Source organism: Planotetraspora silvatica (assembly GCF_016863315.1).
GTDB classification, from domain to species: domain Bacteria; phylum Actinomycetota; class Actinomycetes; order Streptosporangiales; family Streptosporangiaceae; genus Planotetraspora; species Planotetraspora silvatica.
On sequence record NZ_BOOQ01000028.1, the window covers coordinates 129,418 to 143,403 of the forward strand.

General features: G+C 70.0%; 15 protein-coding genes. 3 read left to right on the top strand and 12 right to left on the bottom strand.

Annotated elements, in window-relative coordinates:
• Positions 1-48 precede the first annotated feature (48 nt).
• Complete coding sequence (locus Psi02_RS22090) at positions 49-1,383, top strand: EAL domain-containing protein (protein ID WP_239095061.1); 1,335 nt, start codon at positions 49-51, stop codon at positions 1,381-1,383.
• A gap of 28 nt (positions 1,384-1,411) precedes the next feature.
• On the opposite strand, the gene Psi02_RS22095 is transcribed toward Psi02_RS22090, so the two are convergent.
• The 4 genes from Psi02_RS22095 to Psi02_RS22110 all read right to left on the bottom strand — a co-directional run bounded on the left by Psi02_RS22095 (position 1,412) and on the right by Psi02_RS22110 (position 4,934).
• The gene (locus tag Psi02_RS22095; RefSeq protein WP_203977077.1) at positions 1,412-2,017 is read right to left on the bottom strand and encodes a response regulator transcription factor; all 606 of its coding nucleotides are present in this window, start codon (positions 2,015-2,017) and stop codon (positions 1,412-1,414) included.
• Positions 2,018-2,034: 17 nt separating this feature from the next.
• Positions 2,035-3,198 carry a sensor histidine kinase gene (locus tag Psi02_RS22100; RefSeq protein WP_203977079.1) on the bottom strand — a complete coding sequence of 388 codons (1,164 nt, stop codon included), beginning with the start codon at positions 3,196-3,198 and terminating at the stop codon, positions 2,035-2,037.
• A gap of 111 nt (positions 3,199-3,309) precedes the next feature.
• On the bottom strand, positions 3,310-4,047 hold the full coding sequence (locus Psi02_RS22105) for an ABC transporter permease (RefSeq protein ID WP_203977081.1): 738 nt from the start codon (positions 4,045-4,047) through the stop codon (positions 3,310-3,312).
• 2 nt (positions 4,048-4,049) lie between these two features.
• The gene (locus tag Psi02_RS22110) at positions 4,050-4,934 is read right to left on the bottom strand and encodes an ABC transporter ATP-binding protein (RefSeq protein WP_203977083.1); all 885 of its coding nucleotides are present in this window, start codon (positions 4,932-4,934) and stop codon (positions 4,050-4,052) included.
• Between Psi02_RS22110 and Psi02_RS22115 the strand changes: the two genes are divergently transcribed.
• Both Psi02_RS22115 and Psi02_RS22120 read left to right on the top strand, forming a co-directional pair.
• Positions 4,933-5,400: a DUF2332 family protein gene (locus tag Psi02_RS22115; RefSeq protein ID WP_373317653.1), complete on the top strand. Its 468-nt coding sequence runs from the start codon at positions 4,933-4,935 to the stop codon at positions 5,398-5,400. The genes Psi02_RS22110 and Psi02_RS22115 overlap by 2 nt on opposite strands.
• Before the next feature lie 124 nt (positions 5,401-5,524).
• On the top strand, positions 5,525-6,898 hold the full coding sequence (locus tag Psi02_RS22120; protein WP_203977087.1) for an acyltransferase family protein: 1,374 nt from the start codon (positions 5,525-5,527) through the stop codon (positions 6,896-6,898).
• A gap of 36 nt (positions 6,899-6,934) precedes the next feature.
• Here the strand turns inward: Psi02_RS22120 and Psi02_RS22125 are convergent, their stop codons facing one another.
• The 8 genes from Psi02_RS22125 to sufC all read right to left on the bottom strand — a co-directional run bounded on the left by Psi02_RS22125 (position 6,935) and on the right by sufC (position 13,982).
• Complete coding sequence (locus Psi02_RS22125) at positions 6,935-7,102, bottom strand: YciI family protein (protein WP_203977089.1); 168 nt, start codon at positions 7,100-7,102, stop codon at positions 6,935-6,937.
• A gap of 19 nt (positions 7,103-7,121) precedes the next feature.
• Entirely contained in the window at positions 7,122-7,967 is an 846-nt protein-coding gene (gene hisG / locus Psi02_RS22130; protein ID WP_203977091.1) for an ATP phosphoribosyltransferase, read from the bottom strand.
• Positions 7,968-8,029: 62 nt separating this feature from the next.
• Complete coding sequence (locus tag Psi02_RS22135; RefSeq protein ID WP_203886168.1) at positions 8,030-8,293, bottom strand: phosphoribosyl-ATP diphosphatase; 264 nt, start codon at positions 8,291-8,293, stop codon at positions 8,030-8,032.
• Positions 8,294-8,766: 473 nt separating this feature from the next.
• Positions 8,767-10,461: a DEAD/DEAH box helicase gene (locus Psi02_RS22140; protein WP_203977164.1), complete on the bottom strand. Its 1,695-nt coding sequence runs from the start codon at positions 10,459-10,461 to the stop codon at positions 8,767-8,769.
• Between the two features lie 526 nt (positions 10,462-10,987).
• The gene (locus Psi02_RS22145; RefSeq protein WP_239095063.1) at positions 10,988-11,362 is read right to left on the bottom strand and encodes a metal-sulfur cluster assembly factor; all 375 of its coding nucleotides are present in this window, start codon (positions 11,360-11,362) and stop codon (positions 10,988-10,990) included.
• Between the two features lie 136 nt (positions 11,363-11,498).
• Entirely contained in the window at positions 11,499-11,936 is a 438-nt protein-coding gene (sufU, locus tag Psi02_RS22150; protein ID WP_203955981.1) for a Fe-S cluster assembly sulfur transfer protein SufU, read from the bottom strand.
• Positions 11,937-11,940: 4 nt separating this feature from the next.
• Positions 11,941-13,206, bottom strand: a complete 1,266-nt coding sequence (locus tag Psi02_RS22155) for a cysteine desulfurase (RefSeq protein WP_203977093.1) — start codon at positions 13,204-13,206, stop codon at positions 11,941-11,943.
• The gene (sufC, locus tag Psi02_RS22160; RefSeq protein ID WP_203955979.1) at positions 13,206-13,982 is read right to left on the bottom strand and encodes a Fe-S cluster assembly ATPase SufC; all 777 of its coding nucleotides are present in this window, start codon (positions 13,980-13,982) and stop codon (positions 13,206-13,208) included. Before sufC ends, Psi02_RS22155 begins: the two co-directional genes overlap by 1 nt.
• Between the last annotated feature and the right edge of the window lie 4 nt (positions 13,983-13,986).

Consider the following 13,986-nt stretch of genomic DNA (forward strand, 5'->3'; position numbering starts at 1 on the left):
ACAATTCAATACGTGTCGGTCCCCTCACCTTCGGCGGCTCTGCCTGCCATGTCACAGGCCCAGACCGCCCCGGACGCCGCAACGTCCGGAAGTCACCGCGGCGCGCCCGGTCTGGACGCGTCGGCGCCCGGCCGTCCGTACGGCGCGACCACTCCCGCATCGGACCCGTCGGCGTCCCGCCCGTACGGCGCGGCCGTGCCGGGTAGGGACGTACCCCCGGCCGGTCGTCACTCCGGAGCGGTCCAGCCCGGGTTCGAGATGCCGGGATTCGACATTCCCGGCACCCCCGGCCGGCCGCAGTTCATACCGATCATCGACCTCGACACCGGGGGCGTCATCGCGGTCGAGGTGATCGCGTCCACCATCGGCGGTCCGGTCGCCGGCGTCTCCGGGACCGTCAACGGCGTGATGGCGGCCGCGCAGGAGGAGGCGCTTCTGCCCCTTCTGCTGCCCATCCCCGTCTCCGCCGTGCTCGGCGGGTCCGCGGGACTCGCCCCGCTCCACGAGGCACTGCGCGCGACCAACCGGCGGCCCCGCGAGGTGATCCTGGTCATCGAGGGAGACGTCTCCCCCGGCGATCGGCGGTATCTCCTGGCCGGGATCGAAGGCCTGCGGGCCGTCGGCTACCTGATCGCGTTCGGGGGCCTCGGTTCCTCCCACGTCCCGCTCGAACTGGTCGCCGACGCCTCGCCGTACGTGATCCTCATCTCCCAGGACGTGGTCGAGCGCGGGCCGCGCGACCCCCGCAGGAGCGGGCTGGCCGAGTCGCTGGTGACGCTCGCGAAGGGCATCGGGGCGCACGTCCTGGCACCCGGCGTCCGTGACGAGACCCAGCTGGGCGCGGTCCGGGGCTGGGGCATCAGGCTCGCGCAGGGCCCGCTGCTCGCCCCCGCCGACTGGCGGCCGTCCCTCGGCCACAGCCACGTCCACGTGCCGCTGCCACTCGCTGAGACGACTCCGGCCAACGCGATGCTGGGCCCGCGGGTCCAGGAGTTCCTGCTTCCGGCCGTGACCCTTCCCATCGAGGCCTCGGCCGAGGACGTGATGTCCGCGCTCAGCTCGGAACCGTCGATCACGAGCATCATCCTCGTGGACGAATACCAGCGGCCGCAGGGCAGCATCGACCGCAGCCGCTTCCTGCTGTTCATGGCCGGCGCGTACGGCCACGCCCTGCACGCCAGGAAGCCGGCCCACCGCCTCGCCGACACCGCCAAGGTGGTGCCGAAGACCACTCCCGCGATAGCCGCGATGCAGGTGGCCGGTCGTGACAACGCCCGGGTCTACGACGACCTCGTGGTCGTGGACGAGGTCGGCAGGTGCATGGGGATCGTCAGGGTCGGCGACCTGATCCGCCACGTCGCGGACATGCAGGGGAGCCACTGAGGTCTCTCGCCGAGGCGGGAGCGGAGGATCAGAGCCAGCCCTGGGCCTGAGCCTTCTGCACCGCCTCGATCCGGTTGCGGGCCCCCGTCTTCTGGATCGCCGACGACAGGTAGTTGCGGACGGTCCCCTCCGACAGGTGCAGCCGCGCGGAGATGTCGTTGATCGTCGAGCCGTCCACCGCGGCGCTCAGTACCTCGCGCTCCCGCGGGGACAGCGGATTGGGCCCGGCGCTGAGCGCGGCGGCGGCCAGACCGGGGTCGATGACGCGCTCACCGGCCAGGACCCGCCTGATGGCGGCGGCCAGCTCGCGCGCGGGGCTGTCCTTGACGAGGAACGCCGACGCTCCGGCCTCCATGGCCCGGCGCAGGTAGCCGGGCCGCGCGAACGTCGTGAGGATCATCACGTGGCACCCGGGGACCTCGCGACGGATCTCCTCCGCCGCGGTGATGCCGTCGCCGCCGGGCATCTCGATGTCCAGGAGCGCCACGTCGGGCCTCGTCGCCGTGGCCACGGCCACGGCCTCGTCGCCGGTCGCGGCCTCTCCCACCACTTCGATGTCGGGCTCGAGGCTCAGCAGGGAGGCGAGGGCTCCCCGGATCATGCTCTGGTCCTCCGCCAGTATCACGCGGATCACGGGCCCCAACCTATCGCTCAGACGGGGACGGGCTGCCCGGCCTCCGGCATGGCGGGCTGGCGTGGGACGACGATCCGCAGGCGGAACCCGGCGGCCGCCGGTTCGGCCTCGACGGAGCCGCCGGCCGCGCCCACCCGCTCCATCAGGCCTGTCAGGCCGCTGCCCGGCTGGTACGGCCCGGAGACGCCGTTGTCGGCGACCTCCAGCAACGCGCCGGCCTTGCCGTACGTCAGGGTGATCTCGCAGCGCGTCGCCCGGGCGTGCCGTACGACATTGGTCACCGCCTCGCGGACGGCCCACCCGAGCAGCCCGTCGAGCACGTCGGGCAGCGGGGTGCCCGACGTGCGCACGGTCAGCTCGACCCCCGCGGCGGCCAGCGCCGACCTGGCGCCGTCGATCTCCTCGGAGAGACTGCGCTGGCGGTATCCGGTGACGGCCTCGCGTACCTCGACCAGGGCCTGCCTGGCCACGGACTCGATGTCGGCCACCTCCTGGACCGCGCGCTCGTCGCCCTGCTCGGCCAGCCTGCGGGCGAGCTCGCTTTTCAGCACGATGAGGGAAAGGCTGTGACCGAGCAGGTCGTGCAGGTCACGGGAGATCCGCAGGCGTTCCTCGTTGGCCGCCAGCCGGGCGACCTCCTTCTGCGCCTGCCGCACCTGGAAGACGAGCAGCCGGGTGTTGCGCACGCCCATGAACAGCAGGCCGAGGGTCAGGACCTCCATCACGAGCAGGGACAACGTGCCCTTGTCCGCCCCCTTGACGAGGCCCACGACGACCACGATCAGCGCCATGCCCCCGACGGCGGGCAGCGCGGCGCGCGGGGGCAGGCCCATCGAGAAGATGACGGTCACGTAGATGGGCAGCGCCAGCCAGCCGGCACCGAAGACCAGCGGATATCCCGCCGCCATGGCCGTGAGGACGCCGAGCAGGGGCACGGTCAGCGGGTTGCGCTCGTCCTCGTCGTCGGAGGCGGTCAGCACGGTCGTCACATACGTGACCACGAAGGCGGCCAGCGCCACGACCTGCCAGGCGGCCTCGGCGAACGGCATCTTCCCGTTGACGATGCCGATCACCGGATAGAACAGGTAGACGAGGCCGAACATGACGCCGATCAGCCGTCGCCACCGGGACGATCTGGCGTCCATCGCACCGAACGTGAAGGTGCGGCTGAACCAGCTCATCCTTCCGCCTCCTGTCTGTGGCCTCGCCGGGCGTGCCGCCTATCGCCGTCCATGGTCTCCGCCTCGGCCGGCTTCGCCGTACGGGCGTCGTGCGCGCCGGCCGCGCCGCCGTCAGGCGCGGATCGTCGCCCGGCGATAGGCGAGGACGGCGAGGGCGCCGAGCGCGACCGCCCAGCCGGCGATTCCGAGGACGGCGGAGGTCTCCGGGGCGTCGCCCGCCACGATGTTCCATCCGATGCTCGCGTAATCGTAGGACGGCAGAACGTGGGCGATCGACTTCATGGCGGACGGCATGATGTCAACAGGGAACCACAGCCCCCCGAGCAGGGCCAGCCCGAACATCCCGATCATGGCGACGGGCTGCGCGGTGTCCGGAGGCAGGAGCGAGCCGATCGTCAGGCCGAGGGCCACGAAGGGGATCGTGCCGATCCACAGGGAGCCGATGAGCCCGAACCACTCGCCCACGGGAAGTGACACGTGCTGTGTCAGCACCGCCGCCAGCCCCACGAGCAGCAGGGACGGCAACACCAGCAACATGGACGCGATGAGCTTGGTGGTGATGATCGCCCAGCCCGGCAGCGGGGTGATCTGGAGCTGGCGCAGCCAGCCGCTCTGCCGCTCCTGGGCCCACGGCACCGCGCTGGACATGATCGACGCGGCGAGCGCGCCGTACGCGGCCATGGAGACCATGAGGATCACGCTGGCCTTGACGCCCGTCGCCTGGTCGACCTCCGACCCCCACAGGTTCGAGTAGAGGAGGTAGAAGACGACGGGGAAGACGACCACGAAGATGACGTACCGCTTGTTGCGGAACATGCGCAGCAGTTCGATCTTCAGGTAGTGCGGCATGGTCAGGACTCCTTGGTGAGAGCGAGGAAGGCGTCTTCCAGATCGGCCCCGTGGATCTGGAGGTCGCGGACGTCGAGGGTGGTCTTGCGGTAGAGGGCCTCGACGGTGGCGTCCGGGTCGTTCGTCCTGACCGTGACGCGGTCCGCCTGGATCTCCACGGCGGAGACTCCGGGGAGCGCGTCGAGCCCGGCTGCCGGCTGACTGCCGAGACGGAAGCTCACCGCGTGCCCGGCGACGCCCGACTTGATCTCCGCGGCGGTGCCGTCCGCGACGACCTGGCCGCGGGCGATGACCACGACCCGGTCGGAGTTCTCGTCCGCCTCCTCCAGATAGTGGGTCGCGAACACGATCGTCCTGCCCTGGGCCGCGTAGGCCCGCATGTTGTCCCAGAAGGACCGGCGCGACTCGACGTCCATCGCGGCCGTCGGCTCGTCCAGCAGGAGGAGCTTGGGACCGCCGGCGATGGCCAGGGCGAACCGCACCCGCTGCGTCTGGCCGCCGGACAGCTTGTCCGCCCTCCGCCCCGCGAGATCGGTCAGGTCGGCCATCCGCAGCACCTCGTCGAGGGGCAGCGGGTCGGGATAGAGCCGGCGGATGAAGTCGACGGACTCCCTGACGGTCAACTCGGGGATCAGCGATCCCTCCTGGAGCATCGCCCCGATGTCCCCGCGGGTGACCGCCTCGTCCGGGCCGTTCCCGAAGACCTTGATGTCACCGGTGGTCGGGCGGAGCAGCCCCAGCAACATGTTGATGGAGGTCGACTTGCCCGCGCCGTTCGGCCCGAGAAGGGCGACGGTGCTTCCCACCGGGATGTCCAGCGTCAGGCCGTCCACGGCGACGACGTCGCCGTATTTCTTGGTGACGCCGTTGAAGGCGATGGCGTTCATGACGTCCACGCTAGGCATCGGCCCGGTAGATCGTCAGTGCCACGCCTCCGGGCTTGGCGGTGACATTTGTCAGGCGCCCGGTTCGCGCACGAACGGGAAGGTGCCGGTGCCGGACCGGGTGCCGGAGGTGGTGTGGCGTGCCGGAGTCGACCTCAACCCCCTCGACGTGCGCGACGCGGAGGCGATGCGCTGGCTGGAGTGCCTGGTGTGGCCCGGCCAGGACGAGCGGGTGGCACGGCTCCGCCAGGCCGTCCGGATGGCCGCGGAGGATCCGCCGCGCCTGGTCGGGGGCGACCTCAACGAGGTGCTCCCCGGCCTGGTCGCCCAGGCTCCGCGGGACGCCACCGTGGTCGTCTTCCACAGCGCCGTCCCCGCGAACCGGCTGACGTTCCTCACCGCACTGGACGGCGAACCCGTCGCCATGAGTGGCTCGCACGGCGAATGGATGGACTGGCTGCCCGCCTGAACTCCCTGAGCGGACGGACTGCCCCGGTGTGGACGTCCGGGGCGATGAACGCCGAGGAGTTCCGTGGGGTAGGGATCCGGACGTCACCCATCGATCCGAGGGTGCCCTGGAGGTCACGGACGACATGGGCGCCGCGTTGCGAGGGCTTCGGCGGCTGGCGGAGCAGACACCGCCGTCGCGGGAGCGGTTCGCCGACCTGCTGCGAGGGCTGTCGATCCTGGCCGTGGTCCTGGGCCACTGGCTGGTGACGGTGGTCGGCTACGACCGGCACCGGGAGCTGGTCGGCCGGTCGGCGCTGCCCGACCTGGCGTGGGCTCATCCGCTCACCTGGGTCTTCCAGGTCTTGCCGGTGTTCTACTTCGTCGGCGGGTACGCCAACGCGGTCTCGCTGAGTAGGCACCGCGGCCGAGGCGGGCACACGACCGAATGGCTGCTCAACCGGAGCGGCCGGCTGATCCGGCCGACCACCGCCCTGGTCCTGGTGATGGCCGGGGGTGCGCTCGCCGCCCACCTGACCGGCGCCGATCCCGCCCGGGTGCGCCTGGTGGTGTGGTTCGCCTCGATCCCGTTGTGGTTCCTGGTGGTCTACCTGATCGTCATCGTGCTCACCCCGCCGATGTACGCCCTGCACCGCCGCTACGGATTGCGGGTCCCGCTGGTGCTGGTCTGCCTCGTCGCCGCCGGCGACGTCGCCCGTCTCCTCGGTGCGGAGTCCTGGGGCGTCGGCAACTACCTGTTCGGCTGGCTGGCCGTCCACCAGATGGGGTTCGCGTGGCGGGACGGGCTGCTGCCCGCCCGTCCCCGCGCGGCGGTGCCGATGCTGCTCGGCGGAATCAGCGCGCTGCTGCTGCTCACCCTGGCCGGTCCCTACCCGATCAGCATGATCAATGTGCCGGGCGAGCGGCTGCACAACATGTCGCCTCCGAGCCTGGCCCTGCTCGCCGTCGCCGCCTCCCAGTTCGGGGCGATCCTGCTGCTGCGGGACCGGGCGGAGCGGTGGCTGCGGGGCCCGCGACCGTGGATGACGGTGGTCGCCGTCAACGCGGTGATCCTGACGATCTTCCTCTGGCATGTCACCGCCGCGATCCTGGTCACCTTCTTGCTGAACCTCGCCGGCGCCCTGCCCACGCCCGCGGCCGGCTCGGCCGGCTGGCTGGCCTGGCGGATCCCCCTGCTGATCCTGTGCGTCTGCGGTCTCCTGCCGCTGGTCGCGATCTTCGGGCCGATCGAGGTCCGCAGCGCGCGCCGCCCCGCCACGCGCCGGCCCTGGATTCCGGCCGGCCCGGCCCGGGCCGCTAACCACCCGGCGGCCCGCCTGGTGCTCGCCCTGGCGGGGTTCGCCGGGGTCGTCTCCGCCCTTCTCGGCAACAGCCTGCTGCCCAGCACCAGTCCTACCGTGTTCGGCCTGCCGACGGCCGCCCTCATCGCGTACCTCGCCGGCGCGGCGGTGCTGCGCTTTCTGCGGTCGACACCACCCGCCGACGTGCCGCACCGGTGAACCGGCTCAGGCCTCCCGGCCCCACGCCGGCTGGAGTCAGGCGTGGCCGGCGATGAGCCCGGTCGATTCCGTGAGCCACGATCGCGCCGATGGCGTATTCCGCCACCCGGCCAGGACGAACGGGTCCTCGGCGGCGATCCGCTCCACCGAGGCCCGGTCGATCCCGTCAGCCACGATCGCGCTCAGGAGCAGCAGATGTGACACTCGTGCCTCGGCTTGCGGGCTAGAGCCGCGCGGCGAAGATGGCGGTGATCAGGATGGCCTTGGCTCCGATCTCCCAGAGCTGGTCCATCACCTGCTGGTGGCCCTTGCGCGGGATCATGGCGCGGACGGCGACCCAGCCCTCACGGTGGAGCGGGGAGACCGTCGGGCCCTCCATGCCGGGCGTGATCGCGATGGCCTCGTCGATCCGCTCGGCCCGGATGTCATAGTCGATCATTACGTAGTCGCGGGCCACGAGCACGCCCTGCAGACGCCGGATCAGCTGCTGGAAGCCGTTCGTCTCCGCCGCGCCGGACTGCTTGATCACGATGGCCTCGGAGTGGGCGATCGGCTCGCCGAAGACCTCCAGACCGACGTTGCGCAGCGTGGTGCCCGTCTCCACCACATCGGCGACCGCGTCGGCGACGCCCAGCCGGATCGCGGTCTCCACGGCGCCGTCCAGCTTGATCACCCGGGCGTCGATGCCCTGGTCGGCGAGGTACTTGCCCAGCAGGCCGGCGTACGACGTGGCGATCCGCAGCCCGGACAGGTCGTTGACGCTGGTGTAGGTCGCGGGAGTCGAGGCGAAACGGAACGTCGACCGGCCGAAGCCCAGTGGCACGACCTCCTCGGCCGGGGCACCGGAATCGAACAACATGTCACGGCCGGTGATGCCGGCGTCGAGGGTGCCCTCGCCGACGTAGACGGCGATGTCACGAGGACGCAGGAAGAACAGCTCGATGGAGTTCTCGGGGTCGACGACCACGAGTTCCTTGGAGTCTCTGCGCGGCCGGTATCCGGCCTCTTTCAGCATGGTCTGGGCGGCATCGGTGAGCGCGCCCTTGTTCGGTACGGCTAGACGCAGCATGGCGTGAGGCCTTTCGGAATCGGGATGGACCAGGTCAGGAGCAGGCGGCCGCGATCACGCGGCTACAGATGCTTGTAGACCTGGTCGAGCCCGATCCCACGCGCCAGCATGAGGACCTGGACGTGATAGAGCAGCTGCGAGATCTCCTCGGCAGCCCGGTCGGCCGACTCGTGCTCGGCCGCCATCCAGCTCTCGGCGGCCTCCTCCACGATCTTCTTGCCGATGGCATGGACACCGGCGTCCAGGGCGGCGACGGTCCCCGACCCCGGGGGCCGGGTTCGCGCCTTCTCTGCCAGCTCGGCGTACAGCTCTTCGAACGTCTTCATGATCTCTCTCGGATCGTCGGGCGTGCCTGTCCAGGGTATCCGCCGCATGGACGCATCGAGGTCAGTCACGCCCGAGGCGCGCCGCACCCCCCCACCCCCCCGCCGTGATCATGCACACTTTCGGAATCTTGCCCCCCGACCTGCCCCAACCCCGCCCGTGATCATGCACACGTTCGTGAGAATGCCGTCCAGCCAGGGAAAACTCGAACCGTGATCATGCACACCTTCGGCCATCTGCCGTACGACCAGCGGAAATGCAAAACGTGATCATGTACGCGCGCTGCGCGTGCATGATCACGTTAGGCAAAACCGCAGATCAGAACCCAGTCACAAGAATCCGTGCATGATCACGAATCAAGAACGGGCAGCTCAGGCCTTCGTCTTCCGAACCTGTGCATGATCACGATCGGAATCGGGCCAGCTCAGCGACCCGATTTCCGAACTTGTGCATGATCACGCCGAAGCGAGGGGGGTTAGCGGGGGGCCTGGGCGTGGTCACGGCGAGGAGGACGGCGGTCGGAACGGGGGGCGGGGCCCTCCGTCGACCTGGGCCGCTCGCCCTGGTAACGGGCGCGGGAGTCACCACGGGCGTCACCGGTGGCCGGGCCACGGCGCCTGTCTCCCTGGAACCCGCGGTTGTCACCCTGACGGTCCCCGCGGAACCCGCCACGCTCGCCCCGGGAATCGTCACGACGCTCGGCGGGCCGGTCGTCGCGCCGCTCGGTGGCGGGCCGCTCTCCGCGACCCTCCGACGGCCTGTCCCGGAACCGGCCGCGGGCCTCGCCCACGCCGCCGGCCGACTCGTCGCGCCGTCGGGCCGGCCTGGCCTCGCCGGGACGGCCGTCCCGGTCGCGGCGGTCGCCGAATCGACCACGCCGACGCTCGCCGCCGGCGTGGTCGCCCTTGGGCCGCAGGGGCTTGCGCACGTCCGGCTCCCACACGGGGATCGACTCGCCACTGGGCCGGCGGGCGCCGGCGATGTCGGCGAGCACGGGGTCGCCGGGCGTGACCCGGTGCCGGGACGCGTTGATGCCCGCCCGGCGGGCCATCTGCTCGGTCGAACGGCGCTCGTTCGGCATGACCAGCGTCAGGACGCTGCCCCGCTCGCCCGCCCGGGCCGTACGGCCGCCGCGGTGCAGGTAGCTCTTGTGGTCGGCCGGCGGGTCGACGTGGAGGACGAGGCTGACGTCGTCCACGTGGATGCCGCGGGCGGCGACGTCGGTGCAGACCAGCACCTTGATGTTGCCCTCGCGGAACTCGCCGAGGATCCGGGTGCGCTGGTTCTGCCGCTTGCCGCCGTGCAGGCCGCCGGCCCGGACGCCGACGCGCGCCAGTTGCTTCACGACCCGGTCGACGCCGTGCTGGGTGCGGACGAACAGGATGGTCCGGCCGTCGCGGTTGGCGATCTCGGCCGTCACGTCGACCTTGTCGTCACGGTGGACCTGGACGAGGTGGTGCTCCATGGTCTCGACCGACGAGGTCGCCGGGTCGAGGGAGTGCGTGATCGGGTCGGTGAGGAACGCCCGCACGAGCTTGTCGACGTCGCCGTCCAGCGTGGCGGAGAACAGCAGTCGCTGGCCGTTGGCGGGCGTCTTGGCGAGGATCGAGCTCACCACGGGGTAGAAGCCGAGGTCGCACATGTGGTCGGCCTCGTCGAGGACGCTGATCTCGATGTCCTCCAGGGAGCACTCTCCCTGCTCCATGAGGTCGGTCAGCCGTCCGGGCGTGGCGACGACGATCTCGACGCCGCGGCGCAGCGCCTCGATCTGCCTGCCCATGGACATCCCGCCCACGACCGTCTTGACGCGCAGCGACAGGCCGCGGCCGAGCGGTTCGAGCGCGTCAGCCACCTGGAGGGCCAGCTCGCGGGTGGGGACCAGGACGATGGCGCGGGGGCGCCTCGGGAGCGCCCGCTCACCGGCGATCCTGGCCATGGTGGGAAGGCCGAAGGCCAGCGTCTTGCCGGAGCCGGTCTGGCCGCGGCCGAGGACGTCGCGCCCGTCGAGGATGTCGGGGATGGCCGCGCTCTGAATGGGGAAGGGCGCGGTGATGCCCTGACGGGCCAGCCCCGCCACGAGCGGCTTGGGCAACCCGAGCTGAGCGAAGTCGGCTCGGGTGACCTCCGCCTCCGCGGCGTCGGTGATCTCGGGCAGGCCGGGGTCGAGCATGGTCACGAAATCGTGCCTTTCATCGAAGGTGACGTGTCGGAACACGGGGGCGCGTCACTTCTGCGAAAGGACGAGCCAGGGCTAGTACGGCGGTGCCGTACCTCGTTCAGGACGTGAGGGAGCGACTCCCACTCGGCGGAACTCCGGGAGTTTCTCCCGGGCGGACTTGACGTCCGGCTCTTCCGGTCATCAGTCCTTGGCACGTAGGGTCTCGTGCCGTTCAGCAGCGTCACGCGGTCGTCGCGTCTGGTGATCCAACGCTGATCTTTCCGCGAGTCTACCCGAACACGGCCGACTCGCGATCATCAGTGATGCCGGTGTCCCCGCAGATGTATCGGTCCTCACGAAAGGACTTCACGGACACCGGGTTCCGCCACATCGGGCAAGCAGCCCAGGAAAGTAACGAAACCATCAGAAAAGCATCAACTGCTCACTAGCTTACATCATTCCCGGAAGCCTCTGGGGACACGCGGATTTCCGGGATCCCGCCGGGCCGTCCGGCGTGCACCGGACGGCCGGACGGACGTCAGACGTTGAACCCCAGCATGCGCAGCTGGTCACGGCCATCGTCGGTGATCTTGTCGGGGCCCCACGGCGGCAGCCACACCCAGTTGATCACGACGCCGGAGACCAGGTCGGCCAGGGCCGAGTTCGCCTGGTCCTCGATGACGTCGGTCAGCGGGCAGGCCGCGCTCGTCAACGTCATGTCGATCGTCGCGACCGGACGCTGACCTTCACCCGCGGCGTCGAGGTTCAGCCCGTAGATCAGGCCGAGGTCGACGACGTTGATCCCGAGTTCGGGGTCGACGACGTCCCTCAGCGCCTCCATGACGTCGTCAGGGGAGGTCTCCCCGTCGTACGCCGGAGCCGGGCTCGTCGGCGTCTCTGTCGGCTTGCTCACGTCGTCTCCTCACCTCGCGGCTCCCCCGCACCCCGTGCCGGGCCACCGCCTTCACTACCTTGGGGAACACCTCGGGGAACGCACGCGCCCACGTGCCACCCGGATCGGGTGACGCCGCCGGCGGCGGTACGGCAGGTCATGCCTGGCTCCTCACCAGGGCGTCCTTGTAGGCCATCCAGGCCAGCAGGGCGCACTTGACGCGGGCGGGGAACTTCGCCACGCCGGCGAAGGCCACCGCGTCGCCGAGCACGTCCTCGTCGGCCTCGACCTGGCCCCGGCCCTGCATCAGCCGGGTGAACTCGTCGACCACCGACAGGGACTCGTGCACGGTCGACCCCGTGGCCAGCTCGTGCAGCACCGACGCCGCGGCCTGGCTGATCGAACAGCCCTGACCGTCGTAGGACACGTCGAGCACCTTGCCGCCGTCGCCCAGCTTGACCCGCATGGTGACCTCGTCACCACAGGTCGGGTTCACGTGGTGGACTTCCGCGTCGTACGGCTCACGCAGCCCCCTGCCCTGAGGGTGCTTATAGTGCTCCAGGATCAGCTCCTGGTACATGGATTCAGCGATCATGGTTCTAGCCGAACACCTTCTGCACGTGGTGGAGGCCGCGGACCAGTGCGTCGATCTCGGCCGTCGTGTTGTACAGGTAGAAAGACGCCCGCGTGGTCGCTGGAATTCCGAACCGGAGATGCAGCGGGCGGGCGCAGTGATGGCCTACCCGGACCGCGATGCCGTACACGTCGTCGAGGATCTGCCCGACATCGTGCGGGTGGATCCCCTCCATCGTGAACGAGACCGTGCCGCCGCGGGCGACCACGGTGCGAGGACCGATGATCCTGAGCCCGTTGACCTCCTGCAACGCGTCGAGCGCGTAGCCGGTGAGCTCCTTCTCGTGCTGCTTGATCTCCTCCATGCCGACAGAGGTGAGGTAGTCCACCGCCGCGCCGAGGCCGACGGCCTCCACGATCGGCGGCGTCCCGGCCTCGAACTTGTGCGGCACAGGCGCGTAGGTCGAGTGGTCCATCCAGACCGCCTCGATCATCTCGCCCCCGCCCAGGAACGGCGGCATGGCGTCGAGCAGTTCCCTGCGTCCCCACAGGACGCCGATCCCGGAGGGGCCGACCATCTTGTGCCCGGTGAAGGCCACGAAGTCGACACCGAGCTCGGCCACGTCGACCGCCTGATGCGGCACCGACTGCGAGGCGTCGAGCATCATCAGCGCGCCGACCTCGCGGACCCTGGCCAGGATGGGCGACTCCGAGTTGACCGTGCCCAGCACGTTCGACTGGTGCACGATCGAGACGATCTTCGTCCGCTCGTTGACCAGCTCGTTGAGACCCTCGATGTCGAGACGGCCCTCGTCGGTGACGGGGAACCAGCGCAGCGTCGCGCCGGTGCGCTGCGCGAGCAGCTGCCACGGCACGATGTTGGAGTGGTGCTCCATCTCGCTGATGACGATCTCGTCGCCGGGACCGACCTTGAACCGTTCGTCGGTGTTGATCGGGTTGCCGAAGGCGTACGCCACGAGGTTGATGCTCTCGGAGGCGTTCTTGGTGAAGATCACCTCGTCGCGCGACGGCGCTCCGATGAAAGCGGCGATCTTGTCCCGGGCGCCTTCGTACGCCTCGGTGGACTCGCTGCCCAGGGCGTGCAGGGCGCGGCCGACGTTGCCGTAGTGCTGTGCCAGGTGCTCACGCATGGTCTCGATCACCAGCGTGGGCTTCTGCGAGGAGTTGCCGGAGTCGAGATAGACCAGCGGGCGGCCGCCGGGCAGCTCGCGGGACAGGATCGGGAAGTCCTTCCTGATCCTCTCCACGTCGAAAGGCGCCGCGCTGGTCATCAGGCCGACGCCTTCGTGTACGCCTCGTAGCCCTCGTTCTCCAGCTTCTCGGCCAGCTCGGGACCACCCTCCTCGACGATCCGGCCGGCGGCGAAGACGTGGACGAAGTCCGGCTTCACGTAGCGCAGGATGCGGGTGTAGTGGGTGATCAGCAGCACGCCGGTGTCGACGCCGGAGCCGGTGTCCGCACCGGACGCGTCGAGACCGCGGAACCGGTTGATGCCCTCGGAGACGACGCGCAGGGCGTCGACGTCGAGGCCGGAGTCGGTCTCGTCGAGGATGGCGATCTTCGGCTTGAGCAGCTCGAGCTGGAGGATCTCGTGGCGCTTCTTCTCACCGCCGGAGAAACCCTCGTTGGTGTTGCGCTGGGCGAACGCGGGGTCGATGGACAGCGCGTCCATGCCCGCCTTCAGGTCCTTGGCGAACTCGCGCAGCTTGGGCGCCTCGCCGCGGACCGCGGTGATCGCGGAGCGCAGGAAGTTCGACACGCTGACGCCCGGCACCTCGACGGGGTACTGCATGGCCAGGAACAGCCCGGCCCGGGCACGCTCGTCGACCTTCATCTCGAGCAGGTCCTCACCGTCGAGCAGGACCGTTCCGGACGTGATGGTGTATTTCGGATGACCGGCGAGCGCGTAGGCGAGGGTCGACTTGCCGGAGCCGTTGGGCCCCATGATGGCGTGGGTCTCTCCCGAGCGGACGGTCAGGTCGACGCCGCGCAGGATCTCCTTGTCGCCGACGGCGACATGCAGGTCACGAATCTCAAGGGTGGGCACTTGA

Excerpts from the sequence above, each read along its gene's own strand:
- Psi02_RS22115 (WP_373317653.1), top strand. The coding sequence starts at position 4,933 with ATGACGTCCACGCTAGGCATCGGCCCGGTAGATCGTCAGTGCCACGCC.
- Psi02_RS22140 (WP_203977164.1), bottom strand. The coding sequence starts at position 10,461 with ATGCTCGACCCCGGCCTGCCCGAGATCACCGACGCCGCGGAGGCGGAG.
- hisG (WP_203977091.1), bottom strand. The coding sequence starts at position 7,967 with ATGCTGCGTCTAGCCGTACCGAACAAGGGCGCGCTCACCGATGCCGCC.
- Psi02_RS22105 (WP_203977081.1), bottom strand. The coding sequence starts at position 4,047 with ATGCCGCACTACCTGAAGATCGAACTGCTGCGCATGTTCCGCAACAAG.
- sufU (WP_203955981.1), bottom strand. The coding sequence starts at position 11,936 with ATGATCGCTGAATCCATGTACCAGGAGCTGATCCTGGAGCACTATAAG.
- Psi02_RS22110 (WP_203977083.1), bottom strand. The coding sequence starts at position 4,934 with ATGAACGCCATCGCCTTCAACGGCGTCACCAAGAAATACGGCGACGTC.
- Psi02_RS22090 (WP_239095061.1), top strand. The coding sequence starts at position 49 with ATGTCACAGGCCCAGACCGCCCCGGACGCCGCAACGTCCGGAAGTCAC.
- Psi02_RS22120 (WP_203977087.1), top strand. The coding sequence starts at position 5,525 with ATGGGCGCCGCGTTGCGAGGGCTTCGGCGGCTGGCGGAGCAGACACCG.
- Psi02_RS22155 (WP_203977093.1), bottom strand. The coding sequence starts at position 13,206 with ATGACCAGCGCGGCGCCTTTCGACGTGGAGAGGATCAGGAAGGACTTC.
- Psi02_RS22100 (WP_203977079.1), bottom strand. The coding sequence starts at position 3,198 with ATGAGCTGGTTCAGCCGCACCTTCACGTTCGGTGCGATGGACGCCAGA.
- Psi02_RS22135 (WP_203886168.1), bottom strand. The coding sequence starts at position 8,293 with ATGAAGACGTTCGAAGAGCTGTACGCCGAGCTGGCAGAGAAGGCGCGA.